The following is a 23,522-nucleotide window of genomic DNA, read 5'->3' as shown; positions in this document are numbered from 1 at the left end:
CTCCCCAAAGAGGCGCGCGGGTAGACTCTTGGGCACCATAAATTTTGCCACCGCCGCGTTCGTGGTGGCGCGAAATGGCGCAACCAAAAAGCGCCTCCCCAGCACTATTGACAAGCACTGTCCAGGGGCCGATCTTATGGCAGATCGGCCCCTCAACAGTGGGCCCAAGAACCCTAGGAGCCCGACGCGAGCGTCGCGAGGGCCTGGGGACTAGACGTCCGCTGCTTGGGCCCGCAGTGCCCTGGCAACGCCGTCGCGGCTTTCTACCACCAGGCGCCGCAGCGCGGGTACATCCTCGCCCAACTCGGCCAGGAACGCGTCGGTTGCCTCAAGGGTGGCCGCCGAAACGAGTTGGCTCGGGTAGAGCCCGGTGATGATGGTGGAGGCGGTTTCATACGACTTTTCAGCCCAGACCCCGCGGATCGCGTCAAAGTACTTCTCCACGTAGGGTGCCAGCAGTGAGGTATCCCAGACGTGGCCAAAGCCGGTAATGGCCGCCCGCTGTACGGCGTTCGCCTGCTCGCCCAGGACCACTACGGATTCCCAGGTTTGCGCCTTGGCCTCGGGGGTGGGGACTGCTGCGTGTGCTGAAGCGGCGGCCAGCTGCCCGTTCTGGGTGTTGTCCGAGGCAAGCTCGGCGTCGATGGCCTCCGGACCCCGGCGGGCACCAGCCACCAGGGACGTTAGCAGCTCCCAGCGCAGGTCCTGGTCGATGGTCAGATCGGCCAGCGTGGTAGCCCCCTCCAACAGGGCTTGCACGGCGTCGAGCTGGTCACTGCTTTGAGCATGGGCGGCAAAAGCCTTGACGAACTGCAATTGCGCATCGGATCCGGCAACCGCCGCCTGCGCCAGATCCCACAGGGAGTCGGCAGCCGCCACGGAGGTGGCGTGCTGGTGTTCGGGCGCCACATAGAAATGCAGCGTGGTGGCCAACTGGCGCAGCAACACCATGATGACGGTGGAATCGCTCTCATGCCCAATGTTGCTGAGGACCAGCTCCACGTATTCGCGGGCGGGGGTTTCGCCGTCGCGCGCGGCATCCCAGGCCGACGCCGACACCAAAGTGCGCGGCAAGGAGTCGCGGAAGTCCTTCAAGTGCTTCTTGGCGGTGGCCAGGGAGGCGGGATCGAGGCGGATCTTGGCGTAGGCGAGGTCGTCGTCGTTGAGCAGCACCAAGGCCGGGCGGGCCAGGCCGACCAAGTCCGGAACTTCCGTGACGGCACCGTCCACGTCCAGTTCCACCCGGTGAGTGCGCACCAGTTTCCCGGCATCCTCGCCCTCTTCGGCCAGATTGTAGAAGCCGACGGCGGCACGGTGCGGGCGAAGCGTCGGGTACTCCGCGACAGCGGACTGGAGGATCGAGAACGAGGTGATTACGCCGTCGTCGTTCACCTCGATGGCGGGCTTGAACGTGTTTACGCCGGCCGTTTCGAGCCACTTCTCGGTCCACAGGGCCAGGTCGCGGCCGCTGGCTGCCTCCAGCTCCACCATGAGATCCGGCAGCTCCGTATTCCCCCAGGCATGCTTGCCAAAGTAGGCGCGCACGCCAGCCATGAATTCTTCCTGCCCCACCCATGCCACCAATTGACGCAGCACCGAGGCACCCTTGGCGTAGGTGATGCCGTCAAAGTTGACCAGCACGTCCTCGAGGTCGTTGATCTCGGCCTTGATCGGGTGGGTGGAGGGCAGCTGGTCCTGGCGGTAGGCCCACGACTTTTCCAGTGAGGAGAAAGTAGTCCAGGAATCCACATACTTTGTGTTTTCGGCAGCGGCCAGGGTGGACATGAACTCCGCGAAGGATTCGTTCAGCCAGAGGTCGTTCCACCAGCGCATGGTCACCAGGTCGCCGAACCACATGTGGGCCAGCTCGTGCAAGATGGTGATGGCGCGGCGTTCCACAATGGCGTCGGGCACCTTGGAACGGAACACGTAGCTTTCAAGGAACGTCACGGCGCCGGCGTTTTCCATGGCGCCTGCGTTGAATTCCGGCACAAAGAGCTGGTCGTACTTGGGGAACGGGTACGGGGTGCCGAACTGCTTTTCAAAGAACTCAAAACCTTGGCGGGTCAGCTCAAACACGTTCTCCGCATCCATGAACTCCATGAGTGACTTGCGCGCGAACACGCCCAAGGGCACCACCTGCCCGTTGGAGCTGGTGAGCTCGCTGCGCACTGATTCGTACGGGCCGGCGATCAGGGCGGTGATGTAGCTGGACATCTTCAAGGTGGGCTCAAAGTGCCAGGTGGCCTTCCCTTCACCGGCGGCCACGGAGGCCGGGGTGGGGGAGTTGGAGATGACATCCCAGTAGTCGGGGGCGGTCACGTGGAAGGCGAACGTGGCCTTCTGGTCGGGCTGCTCAAAGACGGCAAACATGCGCCGGCTGTCGGCAACCTCAAACTGGCTGTACAGGTACACCTCGCCATCCACCGGATCTACGAACCGGTGCAGGCCCTCGCCGGTGTTCATGAACAGCGCGTCCGCCACCACCGTAAGCACATTCTCAACCTTCAAGCTGGGCAGTTGAATGCGGACTCCGTCGCTGACCTCGGCCGGGTCCAGGTCCACTCCGTTCAGGGTGACTTTGTGGACTTTGTCGGTCACGGCATCAATGAACGACGACGAGCCCTCCGTTGCGCTAAACCTTACGGTGGTGGTGGAGGGGAAGGTGGTTTCAGAGACCGTCAGGTCAAGGGTGACGTCGTAGCTTTCGACGTTCAGCAGTGATGTGCGCTCAATGGCTTCGGCGCGGGTCAGATTCATGCCAGGCAAGGTGGAGCCTTCCATTCGGTGTCTTGTGGACTGTGGCCGGCGGTCGAACTCACCGGCGAGATGAGGCAATTCTTTCACTTAATCGTCGGGGTGTGTGCACCACCACTCTCAGACGCTGCGCGCCGAATGGGACAGGCGGTGATGGGTGCGGTCCCTTTGGCCCGAGTTGAAGCTGCAGGCCGGGTGGGGCAGGGTTGTTGGTGAATTGAAGACGTTATAGCTGGCTGGGGGAGATTTTAGTGGGGGAACAAATGCGAAGTATTGCGGCAGAGGCGGCTTACAACAAGAGGTGGCTAATCGGGCTGATTGCGGGCCCTTTGCTGCTAGGGGTTCTAGCAGCTGCCTGGATACTCTCCGTGGCAGGGAGCCTGCCAGCTGAACTAGCCTCCCACTGGAACTCGAAGAATGTGGTTGACGGGTGGATGTCCGTGGCCGGTGCCGCCTGGATGGCGGTGGCGATGGGTGCCATGGGAGCGGTCATCGCCCCAACGGCATTGCTGCTAAGGGCAAAATCGCTGCTGTTGGCCCGGGTTGGTGTCGGATTTGGGCTGGCCTTTGGTCTGGCCCTAGTCGCGTTGAGTGTCGCCATGGTGGCAGGCCAGATCAATATTTCAGATGTGTCCCGGGCCGAGATTTCCGGCCCGGTCATGGCCGTCGGCATTGCCCTTGCCTTTGTGGTTGGCTGTGCCGCGGTGTGGCTGTATCGCCCCGGGGAAGTAGACCGGACCATAAGCCCCGAGGTGATGGTTGCCAATATGACAGCCGCGGACGAGGACTCTTTGGTGGCCGTGGCGGCCAAGGAGAAGGCGGCAAGTGGCGAGTCCATGAGCATCAGGGTTTCCATGGGTGTGTGGCGCTGGGTGCTGAGCCTCGGTGTTGGCGCTGTGGTTGCGTTGAGTGTGTCCTTCATCTTCCCCTTTCTGGCCCTGCTGGGAGCGCTGGTAGCCGCGATCATCTGGATGTTCACCTCCGGTATCGCCGGCATTGACCCGGACGGTGTGAGGGTGCGGGTGGCCGGACGCTGGAAGATCATGCCGCTGGGGTGGGGTGAAATCCGCAAAGCCACCGTGGAAGACATCAAAGTTCTTGACTATGGCGGATGGGGTTACCGGATGAGCGCCGGCAGCATTGGCTTCATCATGGGAAGCGGCCCGGCACTGGTCCTGGAAGCAGGCTTCCACCAGAGGTACGTCATCTCCATGCCCGATCTTGCAACAGCCTCGGAAGCTGCCGCATTGGTCAATGCTTACCTCCACAACGGGAAAGTGAAAGGCTAGGGTCATGGCATCCAACCGCGGTCACGGCACCGAGAAGGAACGGCACCAAGACGTCCGGGCGCTGCGGTTTGCCCTAATTTTCCCGGCCCTGCTCGCCGTGGCACTGGTGGTGGGTGGACTGGTCTTTGGCTTACATCGCGTCAGTGGAATGGTGCTGCCGTGGGGCGGCAACCCTGTGTCCCTACCGGGTTTCCTGGTTGTTGGCGCGGCCTGCATTGTGGTGCTCGGGGGTGGCATCGGCAGCCAAGGCGCCCGGACCACCTTGCCGCGCACGCTGCGCAGGGTTCTGCTCGGTATGGCAATGGCCCTGCAGCTGGCAATCTTCACGCTTTTCATGGCCGCCCTATTGGGACAGGCCGGGGGAGCGCCCGCAGTTCGGATCGACGGCTACGTGGTCCTGATGGGTTGCGGACTTGCGGCGGCCATGGGGGTGGTCCTGGCGCTGACCTTCAAACCCGACGAGCAATGGAGTTCCTCGGACGACGTCGCGCTGGCACGGGCGCTCGAGGATGCACAGGACCCCGGGGCTGCCGACGACCGTCTGAGGTACTTCATCCACCCCAGAAGCTCTGTCATCATGATGATCGTGCTGGCTGCCGTCCTGCCCGGGGCGCTTCTTGTATTGATCTCGCCCTGGATTCTGGTGGGGATCGTGGCCCTTGCGCTGCTGATCGTTGCGATGCTGTGCGCCACAGTTCAGTTGGACCGGGGCCAGCTCACGGTGAAACTCTTCGGCGCCGCTCCCGTCATCATCGCCCCTTGCGAAAGCGTGGCGGCGGCGGTGTCCCTGGACATCGTGGCCAAAGACTACGGCGGTTGGGGCCTGCGCAAGCACCACGGCTCCGCTACCTTCCTGAGCTACTCGGGTGCCGCCGTGGTCCTGCGGAACAACGACGGCGGCAGGGTGGTGGTCAGCGCACCCAATCTTGACGTAGCTGACGCACTGTCAGCGATTCTGAACCGCAGAGCCGGGAAGACGCCACAGGATCGTTAGCCGCGGCCAAATCTTGCCGCTTCCGTAGGTAGGCTTGAGGCAGTACCCCAACTTGAGAAAAAGGAATCCTCATGCGCGTTCACATCGCAACCGACCACGCCGGCATGGAGCTCAGCGCCCACCTCATCACGGAGCTGGCTGCCAAGGGCTATGAGATGGTCGACCACGGCCCGCAGGCCTACGACGCCGAGGACGACTACCCCTCGTTCTGCATCAACGCCGCCCTGGCCGTTGTTGCCGACCAGACCGCGGGCATTGATGCCTTGGGCATCGTCCTGGGGGGCTCCGGCAACGGCGAACAGATCGCAGCAAACAAGGTAAAGGGCGTCCGCGCGGCCTTGGCATGGAACCTGTCCACCGCCACGCTGGCCCGCGAACACAACGACGCCAACGTGGTTGCCGTGGGTGGACGCCAGCACAGCGTTGCTGAAGCCACCGAAATCATTGAGGCATTCCTGGCCGAGCCGTTTAGCAACGCCGAGCGACACGTGCGACGCATCGGCAAGATTGCCACGTACGAAACGACCGGCGAAGTGGTCGACTAGTCTTTTTGGCCCCGCCTGCGGGGCCTCTGCGGGGAGGCAGGCGCACGTGTTGCGGTTGCCTCCCTTAGCTGTCCCAGTTCTGACCCGCCACGTCTAGGAGGAACAATGCCTGAGGGCCATTCCGTGCACCGTTTGGCCCGGCAGTTCCAAGACGTTTTTGGTGGGGCCAGGCTTGGCGTGACCAGCCCGCAAGGGAAGTTTGCCGCCGGTGCCGCCAGGATCGACGGCCACGTTTTGGAAACAGCCGAGGCTCACGGCAAACAAATGTTCCTCTATTTTTCCCACGATCTGGTGATACGCGTGCACCTTGGCCTCTACGGGGCGTGGGATTTTGGTGGCGACGCCACTTTTACCGGAGCATCCAGCATTGGCGCACCGCGACGCATCGGCGAGCAGGAAGTCGCCGGGGCCGGCATGCCAAGTGAGCGCTACAACGGCCCGCCCGAGCCCAAGGGTGCTGTGCGTGTTCGTCTGGTCTCGGAGCATGGCTGGGCCGATCTGCGCGGCCCCACTGCCTGCGAAGTGATCACACCGGCCGAAGCTACGGTGGCACGAAACAAGTTGGGCCCAGATCCCTTGAACAATTTCCCGGGCGACCAGGACGAGTTTGTCCGCCGGATCCGCAAGAGCAGTACAGGAATCGCCTTGCAGCTCATGAAACAAGACGTTTTGGCCGGCGTGGGAAATGTGTACCGGGCCGAGGCTTTGTTCCGGCTCGGTCTGGATCCGATGCTATCGGGCACCATGTTGCAGGCTGAGGAGGCGCAGGCGCTGTGGGATGACACAGCGCGCATCATGGCCGACGGCGTGCGCGACGGCCGCATCATCACCACCGAGCTATGCGACCGGCCGTCAGGTCTTGGCGTGGAGGTGGGCCAGCCGGGTTCTCCCGCAGCGGCGCCGTCGCAACCCGCCAAGCCCAATCGGGACGCCCCTGTCGAGGATGCCCACTATGTGTACAAGCGTGAGGGGCTGCCGTGCAGGCGCTGCGGCACCGAAATTGCCATGAAGGAGCTGAGTGGCCGGAAGTTGTATTGGTGCCCGGTCTGCCAAGGCAGCTGAAAATCGAGCCAGTTACTTCCCGATTTGCAGGACCGGCAAAATGGTTGATAGTGTTACGGAGTTGTTCGGCCACAAGCCGAAAAATGGGGGCGTAGCTTAATGGTAAAGCCTTAGTTTTCCAAACTAATGACGCGGGTTCGATTCCCGTCGCCCCCTCCGAAAAAGCGAAATCCCTGGCCATGTGGCTGGGGATTTTTCCATGCCCAAACACACTCGCGTGCCCGGCATTGCGTGCAAAAACGGCAAAAGGCGTGCGGTGAAGTGCCGATTGTGCATCTGGGAACTTTTGCCCGTAGACTGTTGCGGGCACTACGGGGCGTAGCGTAGTGGCTAGCGCGCCTGCTTTGGGAGCAGGAGACCGCAGGTTCGAGTCCTGTCGCCCCGACTCAGCATTATCCGGTTCACGTTTGGTCAGTGACTGCCCATGTGCTGGTCTTTAATCCATCTATAGACCATCAGGAGTACCACGCTGTGAAGAGCGCTGTCGAAAACCTCACGCCCACTCGGGTAAAGCTCAACGTTGAGGTTTCCTTTGAGGAATTGAAGCCCAGCATTGCAGAGGCTTATAAGACGATTGCCACACAGGTCCAGGTACCTGGTTTCCGCAAGGGCAAAGTCCCCAACCGCATGATCGACCAGCGCGTTGGCCGCGGCTACGTGCTGGAAACGGCCATCAACGAAGGCCTCAACGGCTGGTATCAGGAAGCCGTTGTCGAGAACAAGCTCAGCCCGCTGAGCCGTCCCGAGGTTGAAATCACCGAGGTTCCGGACCCCACAGCAACCGACGGCGAACTGAAGTTCCACGTCGAGCTGGACATCCGCCCGGAAATCGAACTGCCGGCATACGAAGGCATTGAGGTTGAGGTTGAGGCTGCAGAAGCATCCGACGTCGACACCGACAAGGCTCTCGATGACCTTCGCGGCCGCTTCGGCACCCTGAACGTTGTTGACCGCCCGGCCGCCGAGGGTGACTTCCTGACCATCAACATCTCCGCCAAGATCGACGGCGAAGAAGTTGACTCCGCATCTGACCTGTCCTACCAGATCGGCTCGGGCAACATGCTCGACGGCCTGGACGAGGCAGCAACCGGCCTGTCCGCCGGCGAAGAAGCAATCTTCGAAACCAAGCTGGCCGGCGGCGAGCACGCCGGCGAAGACGCACAGGTGACCGTCAAGGTAACCTCCGTCAAGGTCCGCGAACTGCCCGAGGCCAACGACGACTTCGCTCAGCTGGCATCCGAGTTCGACACCATTGCCGAACTTCGCGAGGACCTGGCCAAGCAGGCCGCCGACTCCAAGATCATGGATCAGGGCGTTGAGGCTCGTGACAAGGTACTGGAGAAGCTCCTCGCACTGGTCGAGGTTCCGGTTCCGGAATCCGTCATCGCCGAGCAGCTCGAGCAGCACTTCCGCCCGGAGAACTCCCACGGCGCCGAGGAGCACGACACCGAAGAGCACCGCGCCGAGGTCAAGGAAAACACCGAGAAGGCCTTCCGCAACGAGATCGTCCTGGACGCCGTTGCCGAGAAGGAAGAGGTCGGCGTCAGCCAGGCTGAACTGATCGACTACATCGTTTCCTCCGCCAGCCAGTACGGCATGGACCCGAACCAGTTCGCGCAGATGCTCGATTCCTCGGGCCAGGTCAACATGATCGTTGGCGAAGTTCGTCGTCGCAAGGCACTGGCCGCCGTTCTGGCCAAGGCTGTTGTCAAGGACACCAAGGGTGAGATCGTTGATCTAACCGACTTCGTTTCCGTTGCTTCCGAAGAAGAAGAGATCGTTGCAGACGATGAGGCCATCGAGCCCACCGCTGTGGTTGATCCGGGCGAAGCTCGTATCTAATTCTTTGAACGCAATTTCCCTGTACGGGAAAGTCTTTCACTAATACCGTTGCCGGTTTCCTTTTCGAGGGAACCGGCAACGGTATTTTTGTGCCCATTTGGTGGGGTAGCGGGAATCGTGCGCCGTCAGCGAACAGTGCGCTTTTGGGAAACAATTCGGGGCCAAAAACGGCTACTGTCCAAGTAGTGAAGATTAGTGATGACCCGGATTGGGCCGGGCGTGAGGGTATTTGCCAGTCACGGTTACGGCCCAACGGATCGCACGAAGGAGAGGTAAGTCCACCATGGCACAGCACACCACACCGACGATGGCCGGCGCAGATCCGTCCGGCTCGGACCAGTACATTTACAACCGCCTGCTCAAAGAGCGCATCATTTGGCTGGGTTCGGAAGTTCGCGATGACAACGCCAACCTGATCTGCTCGCAGCTGTTGCTGCTCTCCGCCGAGGACCCGGAAAAGGATATCTACCTTTACATCAACTCTCCCGGTGGTTCGGTGACCGCAGGCATGGCCATCTACGACACCATGGAGTTCATCCCGAACGACGTGGTCACCGTGGCAACCGGTCTTGCAGCCTCCATGGGACAGTTCCTGCTGTCCTCGGGCACCAAGGGCAAGCGCTACGCCACCCCGAACGCACGCATCCTCATGCACCAGCCCTCAGGCGGCATTGGCGGAACGGCGTCGGACATCAAGATCCAGGCCGAATTGATCCTGCACATGAAAAAGGTCATGGCGGAGTTGACGGCCGAACAGACCGGCCAGAGCGTCGATAAGATCCTCAAGGACAACGACCGTGACAAGTGGTTTACGGCCGACGAAGCTCTTGAATACGGCTTCTTCGACAAGATCGCCCGTCACGCAGGCTCTGTCGCCGGTGGCGGCGGAACCAACGCCAAGTAAACGCCGAAGAAAAAGATTTCAGGAGCAAAACTAATGACTTACAACTTTGGCAGCACAGCGTTTGGCCACACTGCCGGCAACCTGCCCTCCAGCCGCTACGTTCTTCCCCAGTTCGAAGAACGCACGCCCTATGGTTTCAAGCGCCAGGACCCCTACACGAAGCTGTTCGAGGACCGCATCATCTTCCTGGGCGTCCAGGTTGACGACGCCTCCGCCGATGACGTGATGGCTCAGCTGCTGGTCCTTGAGGCCGACGACACGGACCGCGATATCACCTTGTACATCAACTCTCCCGGTGGCTCGTTTACGGCCATGACGGCCATCTACGACACCATGCAGTTTATTCGTCCGGAAATCCAGACGGTCTGCCTGGGCCAGGCTGCCAGCGCTGCAGCAGTTCTGCTCGCCGCCGGCGCCCCCGGCAAGCGCCTGGCACTGCCCAACGCCCGCGTGCTGATCCACCAGCCGGCACTCTCCGGCGGCCAGGGCGGCCAGGCCTCCGACCTGGAAATCCAGGCTAATGAGGTCATGCGGATGCGCGAATGGCTGGAAAACACGCTGGCAGATTTGTCGGGCCGCACGCCCGAGCAGGTCAGCAACGACATTGAGCGTGACAATATCCTCACGGCCGCCCAGGCTAAGGATTACGGCCTGATCGATGAAGTGTTGGCTCCGCGCAAGATGAAGGCACAATCAATCACCCGCTAGTCAGTGATTTAGCGACGCCGGGGTGAGGCAGTTTTTCCCTCGCCCCGGCGTTTGCATTCCGCTCAATGTCAGTACCGTGGCTTAGAGTGGAAACATAATGCAAGGCGGCGGAGCTCTCCCTGCCACGAAGAGTAAGCAGGAACGGTTTGGCCCAGGGCCCAGCCGTTTACGGAAGGACACCCGCATGGCCAGGATGGGCGAAAGCACCGATCTGCTGAAGTGTTCCTTCTGTGGCAAAAGCCAGAAGCAAGTACGCAAGCTTATCGCCGGTCCCGGCGTTTACATCTGCGACGAATGCATAGAGCTGTGCAATGAGATCATTGACGAGGAACTGGCCGAAGTAGCCGACCTCGACGCCTTTGAACTGCCCAAGCCGCGGGAGATTTTCAACTTCCTGCAGGAGTATGTCATTGGGCAGGAACCGGCCAAGCGTTCGTTGGCGGTGGCCGTCTACAACCATTACAAACGTATCCAGTCCGGCCATGCGCTCAAGAGCAACACCCTGGTGGGCGGGATCCATGACGACGTTGAGATCGCCAAATCCAACATTCTCTTGGTTGGTCCCACCGGTTGCGGCAAAACCTACCTGGCGCAAACCTTGGCCCGCCGCCTCAACGTTCCCTTCGCCGTCGCCGACGCCACAGCGCTGACCGAGGCTGGCTACGTGGGTGAGGACGTTGAAAACATCCTGCTGAAGCTCATTCAGGCCGCAGACTTTGATGTCAAGAAGGCCGAGCAGGGCATTATCTACATCGACGAGATCGATAAAATCTCACGCAAATCCGAGAACCCCTCCATCACCCGTGACGTCTCCGGCGAGGGTGTCCAGCAGGCGCTGCTGAAGATTCTCGAGGGCACCGTGGCGTCCGTGCCACCGCAGGGCGGGCGAAAGCATCCGCACCAGGAATTCATCCAGATTGACACCACCAACGTGCTTTTCATTGTTGCGGGTGCCTTCGCTGGACTTGAGGACATCATCAGTTCCCGGGCCGGAAAGAAAGGCATCGGTTTCGGTGCGCCCCTGAGCGCGTTGAAGCAGTCCGAGGCCAGCTATGCCGACGTCATGCCCGAGGACCTGCTCAAGTTCGGCCTGATCCCGGAGTTCATCGGCAGGCTCCCCATTATCACCACGGTCACTCAGCTGGACCGTACCGCCCTGATTCAGATCCTGACCGAACCCAAGAACGCGCTGATCAAGCAGTACCAAAAGATGTTCGTGCTCGACGGCGTTGACCTTGAGTTTGACGATGAGGCACTTGCGGCCATCGCCGACCAGGCGCTGGCCCGTGGAACCGGCGCCCGAGGCCTGCGCGCCATCCTGGAGGAAGTCCTGCAGCCGGTCATGTTTGAGCTGCCCAGCCGCGAGGACATCGCCACCGTCGTCATCACAGCTGACACCGTAAACAAGAAAGCCGAGCCCGGCCTGATCCCGCACGAAGTTGCCGCTAAACGACGGAACAAGTCAGCCTAGTTTGCTGTTATCCCTCATGGGCACGTAACCGGCCCTGCTCGTTAAAGCGTCTAAAAGGAGACCAACGTGTCCGAAAATGTTGTAGCCGCGCCGGAAAAGGCCGACTTTTGGTTTGACCCGATGTGCCCGTTTGCCTGGGTGACCTCCCGCTGGATTGGCGAAGTGGAGGCCGTGCGGAACATTTCCGTTGACTGGCATGTCATGAGCCTGTCCGTGCTAAACGAGGGACGCGACGAACTTCCCGAGCGGTACAAGGAAATGATGGACAAGGGTTGGGGCCCTGTACGCGTCATCATTGCAGCAGCCGCTGCACATGGCGATCAGGTCATCAAGCCGCTCTACGACGCCATGGGCACCGAAATTCACCACAACGGCAACAAGGATCTGACGAACGTTGTCACCAAGGCTTTGGCCGAGGTTGGCCTGCCCCCGGAACTGGCCGAAGCCGCCACAACCGATGCCAACGACGCGGCCCTGCGCGCCAGCCACCAGGACGGCATCAGCCGGGTAGGCCAGGATGTGGGAACACCCGTGGTCGCTTTCAACGGGACGGCGTTCTTTGGCCCCGTCATCACCCGCATCCCGCGCGGCGAAGACGCTGGCAAACTCTGGGACGCCACCGTTACGTTGGCCGGTTTCCCCTACTTCTTCGAGATCAAGCGCAGCCGGACCGAAGACCCCCAATTCGGGTAGTCGTTACCGAAAAGCCCTGGTGCAAAAACTTTGCACCAGGGCTTGTTTCTGCCCGCGGTCAGGAGCATAATTTTCTTACCGGATCCTTCGGGAAAAGGCTAGAAGGCCCCAGAGATTCAGGAACATAACCGACTGATAATAATTGAGACAACGCCCCGGCGTACTGCTCGATAAATGATGTACCGGAGGCCGGTGACGCGGCAAACGACCTGAAACGCCATGGAGTCAACTAGAACCGTTGATCGTCACGCAGCGGCAAGAAAGTCGAAGCCCCACCGACGGCGAAACGCCGATGGGGCTTCCCCTTTGCCCGGATTACGTCTGTGCAGGCTCCTCAGCGGGTGCCAAGACCACGCCACTGACGCTCAATTCACCATCGCCTTCAGCAATGGTGATCTCCACGGCGTTTGCCGCAGCCCTTAGATCGCCCAAACCGGCCGTGAGCTGCGCGGCCTGCACCACTCCGGCAGTCACCGTTGCCGAAAGTACCTGGGTGCGTTGCTTGACCTTGGCCTCGGACTTGGCCTTGCGGATGCCGCCCAATGCATCACCAACGGTGGCCAGCATGGTGGTGTCGCCGTCGTGGACCTCCACAGCTGTGGGCCACGGTGCTCGGTGGACCGAGCCGGTCCGCCACCAGCTCCAGACTTCCTCCGTGGCGAACGGCAAGAAGGGGGCAAATAGGCGCAGCAGTGAATCCAATACAGTGGCCAGGGCGGCCAGCACGGAGGCCTGCTCGTCTTCGCCCGCGGCACCGTAGGCGCGGTCCTTGATAAGTTCCACGTAGTCATCGGTGAAGTGCCAGAAGAAGCTCTCGGTAATCTGCAGGGCCTTGGCATAGTCATACTTCTCAAACGCGCCAGTCGCCTGGCGAACAACCTCTGCCAACTGGGCCAAAACTGCACGGTCCAGCGGGTTCGTGACACTATCGGCAGACCCAGTCAAAACGTTGGCGTCAGTGGCGCCCAGGTTCAGCACGAACTTGGAGGCGTTGAGCAACTTGATGGCCAGGCGGCGGCCGATCTTCATCTGCGCAATCTCGTACGCCGTGTCGGCGCCTAGCTTGGCGGATGCTGCCCAGTAGCGGACGGCGTCGGCGCCGAAGTCGTTGAGAACGTCGGTGGGGACCACCACGTTGCCCTTGGACTTGGACATCTTCTTGCGGTCCGGGTCAAGGATCCAGCCGGAGATGGCCGCATGCTTCCACGGGGGACTGCCCTGCAAAGCGTCGGCACGCACGGCCGAGGAGAACAGCCACGTGCGGATAATGTCGTGGCCCTGCGGGCGCAGGTCGAAGGGGTAGACCTTGGCGAACAGGTCCTCATCCGTGCTCCAGCCGCCCACAATCTGCGGGGTCAGCGAGGAGGTGGCCCACGTGTCGAGCACATCGGCGTCGCCAATGAAGCCGCCAGCCACATTGCGCTGCTCTTCCGTGTAACCGGGCGCAGCATCCGCAGCCGGATCAACCGGCAGCATCTCTGAACTGGGCAGGATCGGGTGATCGTAATCCGGGTTCGCATCGGCATCCAGCGGGTACCAGACGGGCACGGGCACGCCGAAGAAGCGCTGGCGGGAAACGAGCCAGTCACCGTTCAGGCCGGAGATCCAGTTGTCGTAGCGTGAGCGCATGAAAGCGGGGTGGAAGTTGATTTCCGCGCCGCGGCTGATGAGCTGTTCGCGTCGGGCCTCGTCGCGGCCACCGTTGCTGATGTACCACTGGCGCGAGCTGACGATCTCCAAGGGCTTGTCACCCTTTTCGAAGAAGTTCACGGGGTGCATGATCTTCTTCGGCTCACCGTCGAGCAGTTCGGCGCCAACCAGCAGCTCAACCACTGCTTCCTTGGCACTGAACGCCGTCTTGCCGGCGATGGCAGCGTAGTTGGCGCGGCCTTCCTCGGTGGTGATCCACTCAGGGGTCTCGGCGATGATGCGGCCGTCGCGGCCCATGATGGCGCGGGTGGGCAGCTGCAGTTCACGCCACCAGGTCACATCTGTCAGGTCGCCGAAGGTGCAAACCATGGCCACGCCGGAGCCCTTGTCGGCCTTGGCCAGGGCATGGGCGCGAACCTCAACCTCAACCCCGAACAGCGGCGAGGTGACCTTCTTGCCGAACAACGGCTTGTAACGCTCATCATCCGGGTTGGCGACCAAGGCAGAGCAGGCGGCCAGGAGTTCCGGACGGGTAGTTTCAATGTAAATCTTTGTGCCATCTTCGGCGAAGAACGGGTAGCGGTAGTACGCACCCGCCACTTCGCGGTCTTCCAGCTCCGCCTGAGCAACGGCCGTGCGGAACGTGACATCCCACAAGGTGGGAGCCTCGGACATGTAAGCGTCACCGGCTTCCAAGTTAGCCAGGAAGCCGCGCTGGGAAACTGCGCGCGAGTGATCATCGATCGTGCGGTACGTTAGCGCCCAGTCAACTGACAGCCCCAAGGTCTGGAAGAGGTGTTCGAAGACTTTCTCGTCCTCGACAGCCAGCTCTTCACACAGCTCAATGAAGTTCTTCCGGGAGACGACGTCCCAGTCACGCTGGTTCTTGGCCGGCGTGGCGGGGGGACGGTAGCCCTCGACATAGGAATACGTCGGGTCGCAGCGCACGCCGTAGTAGTTCTGTACGCGACGTTCGGTGGGCAGACCGTTGTCATCCCAGCCCATCGGGTAGAACACGTTCTTGCCGTTCATGCGCTGGAAGCGTGCCAGCACATCGGTCTGGGTGTAGGAGAACATGTGTCCCACATGCAAGGACCCGGACGCCGTGGGCGGGGGAGTGTCGATCGAGTACACCTGCTCCCGGGTGGTCTCGCGGTCAAACTTGTAGGTTCCCTCTTCGAGCCAGCGCTTGGTCAGGGACTCTTCGAGGCCCTCCAGAGCGGGCTTGTCGGGAACGTTGCTTGTGGTGGGTGCGGGCGTGTCTGTGCCCTCAATGTTTTCAGCCATGAAGCGATTCTTTCATGAGATGCCGGGGGAAGCAGATTTTTCCCACTACAACGCTGCCTTGCTACGATGCACGCAACAATTACTCTCCGGCGCGAAGGTGGCAAACCCCCTCATGAATAGCACTGACCGATGGCCCAAGGGATTGCTGCAGGCGACGTCGGAAGTGTTTGAGCCAGCGGCCCTTCATTTTTCATCTCCGGTGCCTGAACCCGAAAGCGCGCAGTATGGCGCCTACGCATTTGCGGTGGGTGGGCGAGCCGCCCAGTTCCGGATGGCCAAGACCACGCCCACCAAGGCTGGGCAATTTGTTACCTTGTGGCAGCGGTCCACGGAAGGGCCGATCAGACCCTTCGATACCTCCGACGGCGTCGAGCTGTTCATCGTCCACGTCACCAACGGCGAACAGCGCGGACAGTTCGTGTTCCCCTCCGATATCCTGGCCCGGCGCGGGGTGCTCTCTGTTGCCGGTAAGGGCGGCAAACGTGCCATCCGGGTCTACGCGCCGTGGGTTGCCACCACCAGTGCGCAGGCGGTGAAGTCCCAGGAATGGCAGGTGGAGTACTTTCTGGAAATGGGTCCGACGTCTGATTTGGCTAGAATTCGCGCGCTGTATGGCGTCTGAATCTGACCCCTCCCGGCGGCCCTGATTCCGGACTACTATGCCCGTATGACCACAGTGCGGATCCTGCGTGTGTATGAACAGCCCGAGCCAGAAGAATTCCGGGTACTCGTTGACAGGCTGTGGCCACGGGGCATCACCAAGGACCAGGTGGATGTGTGGATGAAGGAAGTGGCTCCGAGCACCCAGGCCCGCAATTCCTTTGACCACCAGGCTGAGCGGTTCATCGCCTTTCAGCAGGAGTACCGGGCGGAACTGGCCGCCAACGACGCCGTCGAGAGGCTCCGGGACCTGCTGGAGGTCCACCCCAAAGTGGTCCTGCTCTACGGGGCCAAGGATCCGCTCATGAACCAAGCCGCGGTGCTCTTGGAGTTCCTGAACGCGTCGGGGCGCTAAATTAGATCCATGGTTGAAAACAATTCCAAACACGCAGTAGTCACAGGAGCCAGCACGGGCATTGGCGAGGCCACCGTACGCAAACTTCGCTCCGAGGGCTGGTCGGTGGTGGCGGTTGCCCGCCGTGTCGATCGCCTGGACCGTCTGGCCGAGGAGACCGGCGCCCTGGCCTTTGCTGCCGACGTTACCAAGGACGACGACGTCGAGGCTCTCGTTGCGTTTGTCGCCGACAACGGCGGCCTGGACACGCTAATTAACATCGCCGGGGGAGCCCGCGGCGCAGACACAGTGGGCTCGGCCCACAACGACGATTGGGAATGGATGTTCCAGGCCAACGTCATGGGCACCATGAAAATGACCAAGGGTTTCCTTCCCGCCCTGCGCGAACACCGCCGAGGCACCGTACTGAACCTGACCTCCACCGCCGGGCTCGTCGCCTACGAGGGAGGAGCCGGCTACAACGCCGCCAAGTTCGCCCAGCACGCGCTCACCAACGCCTTGCGTTTGGAAGAAGTAGAAAACAATCTGCGCGTCATCGAGGTGGCGCCGGGCCTGGTGCAGACCGAGGAATTTGCCTTGAACCGACTCGGCGGCGATCAGGCTGCCGCACAAAAGGTATACGCCGGCGTTGCCGACCCCCTCACCGCAGATGACGTTGCCGGGGTGGTTAGCTACGCCGTCGGACTTCCCCATCACATCAACTTGGACCAGATCGTGATCCGCCCCGTGGCCCAGGCCGCCAACCACAAACTCATCCGCAAAATTTAGGGATGACTATTGTCGGCCGGTCAGACCGGCCGACAGTATGTTGGTCACGGCTAGAACTTGAAGGACTAGCCTGAGCCTAAGCTCGGGGTCAGCATAAGCGGATGGGACAAGGAGAATCATGGACGCCGACAAGATTTTCAGACAACGAATTCTTGACGATCCACCAGGCCGGATCATGATCAACAGAGATAAGCTCTGGATCGGCGTCGGATGCTTAGCTAGTGCGTTTGAAATTGCGCAAGAGTTGGGCTTATACATCTACCAGATCGAAGGGTTCTCTTGCGATCGCAGGTTCCTTGTTCCGCAACTTGATGCGATAGTTCAGTTGAACGGAACTATGAACTATTCGGTCCCTGAATCCGGAGACTTAGGAGGCATTATTGCGGAATCCGAAGTTTTGCCCGATGCGCGGATTCTGACAATCAAATGGGATTCACCGGTTGGCACTTGGGAAAGCGTGATCGAGGCGAATACCCAGAAACTTCTATCCTTCGTGGACTCCTTGGAAGAGACAGATGCAAGCTTCTTCGAATTTACAATGATTGACGGGGAATCAGTGCGCGGATGACAGCTTTCGTCGTGCAAATCGATCGTGATCCGCCCCGTGGCCCAGGCCGCCAACCACAAGGTCATCCGCAAATAGGCGCCTGCAGCGGTACTGTTATGCGCCCCGCTGATACTGAGCGTGGCGCATAGCAGTGTTCTGCGCCACGGCCGCCATGACCGGGGCGCATAGCAAGTCCGCTCATCCAGTAGAATGGGCAGCAAAGCGTTGACCCGGCCATCACCGGTGAGCTTCCGGAAGAACCCGCCCCGATCAGGAGTGGCAGTAGAACCGGACGGGTAAGCCCGTCACAGCAGTTAATGAGCGGCCGCACCCGGCAACGGGGACGGTAAGCGAGGTGGTACCGCGGCGCAAGCCGTCCTTGCATCCTGACATGTTCGCCGACCACAGGATGATGTGATGACCCACTTCCCCAAGGCTTCCGCCGCCCATGGACTGCACGCCGAGTCCCACCATGTTCCCGCCTCCGTGAGTTTCCCGAAGGTGGAGGAACTCGTCCTTAAGTACTGGGACGAAGACGGCACCTTCCAGGCAAGCATCGACGCCCGCGACGCCGGGGTGGACGGTTCCAACGAATTCGTCTTCTACGACGGCCCGCCCTTCGCCAACGGCCTGCCCCATTACGGGCACCTGCTCACCGGCTACGCCAAGGACCTGGTGGCCCGCTACCAGACCCAGCGCGGCAAGCGCGTGGAACGCCGCTTCGGCTGGGACACCCACGGCCTGCCCGCCGAGCTGGAAGCCATGAAGCAGCTGGGCATGACGGACAAGGCCCAGATCGAGGCCATGGGCATCGACAAGTTCAACGACGCCTGCCGCTCCTCGGTCATGAAATACGCCGGCGAATGGCAGGAATACGTCACCCGCCAGGCCCGCTGGGTCGACTTCGAGAACGACTACAAGACGCTCAACGTCGAGTACATGGAATCCGTGCTGTGGGCTTTCAAGCAACTCCACACCAAGGGGCTGACCTACAACGGCTACCGTGTGCTGCCTTACTGCTGGAAGGATGAGACACCCCTCTCCAACCATGAGCTGCGCATGGACGACGACGTGTACAAGGACCGCCAGGACCAGACAGTCACCGTCACCTTCCCGATCCTCGTCGGCGAATCCGCCGTGTCGGCCGAGCTCGCAGGCGTCAGCGCCATCGCCTGGACCACCACGCCCTGGACCCTGCCCACCAACCAGGCCCTCGCCGTCGGGCCCGCCGTGAGCTACGCCGTCGTGCCGGTCGGGCCCAACGGCGCCACCGCGACCGCCGAGTGTTTCCTGCTGGCCGCCGACCTGGTCGGCGCCTACGCCAAGGACCTGGGGTACGACGACGCTGCTGCCGCGACCGCCGCCGTCACCGCCACCTACCAGGGTGCCGCGCTGGAAGGCCTGAAGTATGAGCCCCTGTGGGACTACTTCGCTGACGACGAAAAATACGGCACCGCCAAGTCCTGGCAGTTCCTGCTTGCCGACTACGTGACAACGACCGACGGTACAGGCATTGTCCACCAGGCCCCCGCCTACGGTGAAGAGGACCAGAAGGTTTGCGAGCAGTACGGCATCCCCGTGGTCCTCTCCGTTGATGAGGGCGCCAACTTCCTGCCGCTGTTTGAGGGCGGCCCGCTGAACGACATTGCCGGCGTGCAGGTCTTCGACGCGAACAAGACTATCACCAACGTGGTCCGCGACGCCGGCCGCCTGGTCCGCCAGGCCAGCTACGTCCACAGCTACCCGCATTGCTGGCGCTGCCGCACGCCCCTGATCTACCGTGCCATCTCCTCCTGGTACGTGGAAGTCACCGCGTTCAAGGACCGCATGACCGAACTGAACCAGGACATCAACTGGATCCCCGGCAACGTCAAGGACGGCCAGTTCGGCAAGTGGCTGGCCAACGCCCGCGACTGGTCCATCAGCCGCAACCGCTACTGGGGTTCGCCGATCCCGGTGTGGCAGTCCGATGACCCCGAATACCCGCGCACCGACGTGTACGGCTCGCTCGCGGAAATGCAGGCCGATTTCGGCCGCCTGCCGGTGAACAACGAGGGCGAAGTGGACCTCCACCGCCCCTTCATCGATGAGCTGACACGCCCCAACCCGGATGACCCCACCGGCAAGTCCACGATGCGCCGCGTCGAGGATGTCCTGGACGTCTGGTTCGATTCCGGCTCCATGCCGTACGCCCAGGTGCACTACCCGTTCGAGAATGAGGACTGGTTCGACACGCACAACCCGGCCGACTTCATCGTCGAGTACATCGGGCAGACCCGCGGCTGGTTCTACATGCTGCACATCCTCTCCACCGCGATCTTTGACCGCCCGGCCTTCCGGAATGTCATCAGCCACGGCATCGTGCTCGGCTCCGACGGACAGAAGATGTCCAAGTCGCTGAAGAACTACCCGGACGTCTCCGAGGTCCTGGACCGTGACGGTTCCGACGCCATGCGCTGGTTCCTGATGTCCAGCCCCATCCTGCGCGGTGGCAACCTGGTGGTCACCGAACAGGGCATCCGCGACGGCGTCCGCCAGGTCATCCTGCCCCTGTGGAACGTCTACAGCTTCTTCACCCTCTACGCCAACACGGCCAACGAAGGCAAGGGCTACGACGCGAAACTACGCTACGACGGCTACTCCGACACCCTGGACCAATACCTGCTGGCCAACACCGGCGACTTGGTCCGCGAGGTCGGTGCCAAGCTGGACGAGTACGACGTCTCCGGTGCCTGCGACTCCCTGCGCAGCTACTTTGACATGCTCACCAACTGGTACGTGCGCCGCAGCCGTGGCCGCTTCTTCGACGAGAACGCCGACGCGTTCGACGCGCTCTACACGGCCCTGGAAACGGTATGCCGCGTGGCCGCGCCGCTGTTGCCGCTTATCACCGAGGAAATCTGGCGCGGCCTGACCGGCGGGCGCTCGGTGCACCTGACCGACTGGCCAAACGCCGATCTCTTTGTTCCCAACACTGCTTTGGTGGAGCAGATGGATAGGATCCAGCAGATCTGCTCCACCGGTTCCAGCCTGCGCAAGGCCGCCAAGCTGCGCGTCCGGCTGCCCCTGCAGGAACTGACCGTGGTTGCCCCGAACGCGGCAGCACTGAATGGTGGCGCCGACGTGGTGGCCGAGGAATTGAACATTCGCGTCGTCCGCTTTGTTGACGCAGCAGATGCCTCCCCGGAAGAGTTTGGTATCTCCTCCAAGCTGGTGGTCAACGCCCGTGCGGCCGGCCCGCGCCTCGGCAAGAACGTGCAGCAAGCCATCAAGGGTTCCAAGAGCGGTGACTGGTCCGTCACCGACGGTGTGGTCACGGCCGGCGGCCTAGCCCTGGAGCCATCCGAGTACACCTTGGAAACAGTGGTTGCCGAGGCCTCCGACGGCGGTCAAACGGCCGTTGCCATGCTGCCGGGCGGCGGGTTCGTGGTGCTCAACACCGAGCTGACACCCGAGCTTGAGGCCGAGGGTGCAGCCCGTGACATGGTCCGTGCCATCCAGCAGGCCCGCAAAGACGCCGAACTCAATGTCAGCGACCGCATCCGCACCATCATCAGTGCCCCGCAGGACATTGTGGACGCCTTGCACGCCAACGCCGAGCTGGTCAAAAAAGAGACTTTGACGCTTAAGCTTGAACTTATCCCCGGTGACGTTGAAACCACCATCACAGTTGAACGGACAACCGCTTAAATGACGACCGAACACGACGAATTCTCCGTCGAGAGCGTGTATGCGGAGCTTCTTGGCCGCGCACCCGAAAACAAGATGGAACCCCGTCTTGCCCCGCTGTTCCGGGCCATGGACATTTTGGGTGAGCCCAACAAGGCCTTCCCCATCATTCACATCACCGGCACCAACGGCAAGACCTCCACGGCCCGGATGATCGAATCCGGTCTGCTGGCCCACGGTCTTCGAACCGGCCGCTACACCAGCCCGCACCTGAGCCGGGTTACCGAACGCATCAGTATTGACGGGGCTCCCGTTGAGGACGGCACCTTTGTTCGGATCTGGGACGAAATTCGCCCGTACCTGCAGATTGTGGACGCCGAGCTGGAGGCCGCCAACGACGTGCGCCTGACGTACTTCGAGGCACTAACCATCCTGGCCTTCGCGATCTTTGCCGACGAGCCGGTGGACGTGGCCGTCATGGAGGTTGGCCTGGGCGGGATCACCGACGCCACCAATGTGGGCGACGGCCAGGTGGCGGTCATCACCCCCATCTCCCTGGACCACACGGAACTGCTGGGGGACACCACGGCTCTCATTGCCGAAGAGAAGGCCGGCATCATCAAGGAGGGCGCCTTCCTGGTCAGTTCCGCCCAGCCCGCCGACGCCGCCCAGGTCATCCTGGACAAGGCGCGGGAAATGCATGCCCAGTTCCGTTTTGAGGGTGTGGAATTTGGGGTGGAGGCGCGCACCATCGCCGTGGGCGGCCAAATGATCACCCTGCAGGGGCTGGCCGGACGCTACCCGGACATCCTGCTTCCGTTGCACGGCGAACACCAGGCCGAGAATGCCGCCGTCGCCCTTGCCGCTTTGGAAGCTTTCCTTGGAGGCGGCGAGAAAGAACTGAACCTGGAGTTGGTTCAGGAAGGTTTCGGCAACGCCACATCGCCGGGCCGGTTGGAAGTCCTGCGCACCTCGCCCACCATTGTGGTCGATGCCGCACACAATCCGGCGGGCATCGCGGTCAGTGCCGTGGCCCTGCAGGAGTCATTCTCCTTCAGCAAGCTGGTGGTAGTGCTGGGTGTTCTGGCCGACAAGGACGCCGAGGGAATCCTGCGCTCACTCAAAGAAGCGTATGGGGATGAAGCCGCGGAAATTTGCCTGACGCAATCCAATTCGCCGCGGGCAATCCCGGCCGCCGAGTTGGCTGAAATCGCCTTGGAGCTGGGCTGGGATGAGGACGACGTTCACATCGCCGAGAAGCTCGACGACGCCATCGAATGGGCCGTGGAACGTGCGGACGCCAACAATGACCTGGCCGGTGGGGTCCTGATCACCGGTTCCATCACCGTTGTGGGCGAAGCCCGGATCCTGTTGGGCCGCCCTGGCGAAAAGGAAGAGGCCTAAACGATGGCGAAACTGACAAAGGCGCAACGCGAGTGGCGCCCCGGCATGCCCAAAAAGCTGCGGTCAACCAAAACGATGTTCGCCTCCACCGTTTTGCTGCTGGAAGCTTTCGTGGCGTTGTTCCTTGGCCTGGCCCTGTTCGGGCTCAACGGCAAAAACCCCGTGTATCTGGTGGTTGCGGTGGTCATGGCGGTACTGTTCGTTGCCGCCTGCGCGTTCATGGGTAAAAAATGGGGAGCGGCGTTCGGCTGGATTTTGCAACTGCTACTGATTGCCGGTGGTTTCTGGGAGCCATCGATGTTCATTGTGGGCATCCTGTTCGCCGTCTCCTGGTGGTACGCCTTGCACGCCGGTTCCCGAATTGACCGGGACAACCGGGAGCGGGCCCGCCAGCAAGCCGCCTGGGATGCCGCCCACCCCGAGGCCGAAGTCTAAACCCGTAGACTGGTCTAGGAAACCAATCCAAACGATTTAGTGGAGTATTTGTGAGCATTGAGCGCACCCTTGTCCTGGTCAAGCCCGACGGCGTGGCACGCAACCTTTCCGGGGGCATCCTGGCCCGCATCGAAGCCAAGGGCTACACCCTGGCCGAGTTGAAAAAGGTCAACGCGACCCGCGAACAGCTGGAAGCCCACTATGCCGAGCATGAGGGCAAGCCCTTCTACGAGCCGCTGGTGGAGTTCATGCTCTCCGGCCCGGTTGTGGCAGCCATCTTCGAGGGCCACCGCGTTATCGAGGGCTTCCGCGCTTTGGCCGGAACCACCGACCCCACCACGGCGGCACCGGGCACCATTCGTGGCGATCTGGGCCGCGACTGGGGCCTGAAGGTCCAGCAAAACCTGGTCCACGGCTCCGACTCCGTTGAGTCCGCCGAGCGCGAGATCGGCATCTGGTTCGCCTAAGCGCTAGCTAACAAA

Annotated in this window: 19 protein-coding genes and 2 tRNA genes; 19 read left to right on the top strand and 2 right to left on the bottom strand. The window is 61.7% G+C overall.

What is annotated here, in order from left to right:
• Positions 1-210: 210 nt before the first annotated feature.
• The gene (pepN, locus tag CXQ94_RS06970) at positions 211-2,760 is read right to left on the bottom strand and encodes an aminopeptidase N (protein ID WP_104087652.1); all 2,550 of its coding nucleotides are present in this window, start codon (positions 2,758-2,760) and stop codon (positions 211-213) included.
• Positions 2,761-3,020: 260 nt separating this feature from the next.
• On the opposite strand from pepN, the gene CXQ94_RS06965 reads away from it, so the two are divergent.
• From CXQ94_RS06965 to CXQ94_RS06915, 11 genes are all read left to right on the top strand, one after another.
• Positions 3,021-4,046 (top strand): DUF1648 domain-containing protein, encoded by a 1,026-nt coding sequence (locus tag CXQ94_RS06965; protein WP_146070245.1) that lies wholly within the window; start codon positions 3,021-3,023, stop codon positions 4,044-4,046.
• Between the two features lie 4 nt (positions 4,047-4,050).
• On the top strand, positions 4,051-5,040 hold the full coding sequence (locus tag CXQ94_RS06960) for a hypothetical protein (RefSeq protein ID WP_104087646.1): 990 nt from the start codon (positions 4,051-4,053) through the stop codon (positions 5,038-5,040).
• Positions 5,041-5,111: 71 nt separating this feature from the next.
• The gene (locus CXQ94_RS06955) at positions 5,112-5,585 is read left to right on the top strand and encodes a ribose-5-phosphate isomerase (RefSeq protein ID WP_104087643.1); all 474 of its coding nucleotides are present in this window, start codon (positions 5,112-5,114) and stop codon (positions 5,583-5,585) included.
• A 105-nt stretch (positions 5,586-5,690) separates the two neighbouring features.
• Positions 5,691-6,647 (top strand): Fpg/Nei family DNA glycosylase, encoded by a 957-nt coding sequence (locus CXQ94_RS06950; protein WP_104087638.1) that lies wholly within the window; start codon positions 5,691-5,693, stop codon positions 6,645-6,647.
• A gap of 85 nt (positions 6,648-6,732) precedes the next feature.
• A tRNA-Gly gene (locus CXQ94_RS06945) sits at positions 6,733-6,803 on the top strand.
• Between the two features lie 156 nt (positions 6,804-6,959).
• Positions 6,960-7,032, top strand: a tRNA-Pro gene (locus tag CXQ94_RS06940).
• Positions 7,033-7,118: 86 nt separating this feature from the next.
• A complete protein-coding gene (tig, locus tag CXQ94_RS06935; protein WP_104087635.1) occupies positions 7,119-8,489 on the top strand; it encodes a trigger factor in 1,371 nt (456 codons plus the stop codon).
• A 283-nt stretch (positions 8,490-8,772) separates the two neighbouring features.
• Positions 8,773-9,393 (top strand): ATP-dependent Clp protease proteolytic subunit, encoded by a 621-nt coding sequence (locus tag CXQ94_RS06930; RefSeq protein ID WP_104087632.1) that lies wholly within the window; start codon positions 8,773-8,775, stop codon positions 9,391-9,393.
• Between the two features lie 33 nt (positions 9,394-9,426).
• Entirely contained in the window at positions 9,427-10,101 is a 675-nt protein-coding gene (locus CXQ94_RS06925; protein WP_104087628.1) for an ATP-dependent Clp protease proteolytic subunit, read from the top strand.
• Positions 10,102-10,285: 184 nt separating this feature from the next.
• Positions 10,286-11,572, top strand: coding sequence for an ATP-dependent Clp protease ATP-binding subunit ClpX (clpX, locus tag CXQ94_RS06920; RefSeq protein WP_104087625.1), 1,287 nt, complete (start codon positions 10,286-10,288; stop codon positions 11,570-11,572).
• 66 nt (positions 11,573-11,638) lie between these two features.
• Positions 11,639-12,265, top strand: coding sequence for a DsbA family protein (locus CXQ94_RS06915; RefSeq protein ID WP_104087622.1), 627 nt, complete (start codon positions 11,639-11,641; stop codon positions 12,263-12,265).
• Between the two features lie 315 nt (positions 12,266-12,580).
• Here the strand turns inward: CXQ94_RS06915 and valS are convergent, their stop codons facing one another.
• On the bottom strand, positions 12,581-15,202 hold the full coding sequence (valS, locus tag CXQ94_RS06910; protein WP_104087619.1) for a valine--tRNA ligase: 2,622 nt from the start codon (positions 15,200-15,202) through the stop codon (positions 12,581-12,583).
• Positions 15,203-15,314: 112 nt separating this feature from the next.
• Here valS and CXQ94_RS06905 point away from each other — a divergent pair, with 112 nt between their 5' ends.
• From CXQ94_RS06905 to ndk, 8 genes are all read left to right on the top strand, one after another.
• A complete protein-coding gene (locus tag CXQ94_RS06905; RefSeq protein ID WP_104088450.1) occupies positions 15,315-15,824 on the top strand; it encodes a MepB family protein in 510 nt (169 codons plus the stop codon).
• Positions 15,825-15,869: 45 nt separating this feature from the next.
• Entirely contained in the window at positions 15,870-16,217 is a 348-nt protein-coding gene (locus tag CXQ94_RS06900) for a DUF488 domain-containing protein (protein WP_104087616.1), read from the top strand.
• A gap of 9 nt (positions 16,218-16,226) precedes the next feature.
• Positions 16,227-16,985: an SDR family oxidoreductase gene (locus tag CXQ94_RS06895; protein WP_104087613.1), complete on the top strand. Its 759-nt coding sequence runs from the start codon at positions 16,227-16,229 to the stop codon at positions 16,983-16,985.
• A gap of 118 nt (positions 16,986-17,103) precedes the next feature.
• Positions 17,104-17,553: a hypothetical protein gene (locus tag CXQ94_RS06890; protein ID WP_104087610.1), complete on the top strand. Its 450-nt coding sequence runs from the start codon at positions 17,104-17,106 to the stop codon at positions 17,551-17,553.
• Positions 17,554-17,949: 396 nt separating this feature from the next.
• Positions 17,950-21,222 carry an isoleucine--tRNA ligase gene (ileS, locus tag CXQ94_RS06885; RefSeq protein ID WP_104087607.1) on the top strand — a complete coding sequence of 1,091 codons (3,273 nt, stop codon included), beginning with the start codon at positions 17,950-17,952 and terminating at the stop codon, positions 21,220-21,222.
• Positions 21,223-22,605: a folylpolyglutamate synthase/dihydrofolate synthase family protein gene (locus CXQ94_RS06880; RefSeq protein ID WP_104087604.1), complete on the top strand. Its 1,383-nt coding sequence runs from the start codon at positions 21,223-21,225 to the stop codon at positions 22,603-22,605.
• Positions 22,606-22,608: 3 nt separating this feature from the next.
• The gene (locus CXQ94_RS06875; protein ID WP_104087601.1) at positions 22,609-23,040 is read left to right on the top strand and encodes a DUF4233 domain-containing protein; all 432 of its coding nucleotides are present in this window, start codon (positions 22,609-22,611) and stop codon (positions 23,038-23,040) included.
• A 50-nt stretch (positions 23,041-23,090) separates the two neighbouring features.
• Complete coding sequence (gene ndk, locus CXQ94_RS06870) at positions 23,091-23,507, top strand: nucleoside-diphosphate kinase (RefSeq protein ID WP_104087598.1); 417 nt, start codon at positions 23,091-23,093, stop codon at positions 23,505-23,507.
• The last annotated feature ends 15 nt before the right edge of the window (positions 23,508-23,522 follow it).

The organism is Arthrobacter sp. GMC3, from assembly GCF_002929305.1.
Lineage (GTDB): Bacteria > Actinomycetota > Actinomycetes > Actinomycetales > Micrococcaceae > Specibacter.
The sequence above is the reverse complement of the archived record's forward strand: the minus strand, read 5'-3'. Positions and strand labels throughout refer to the sequence as shown.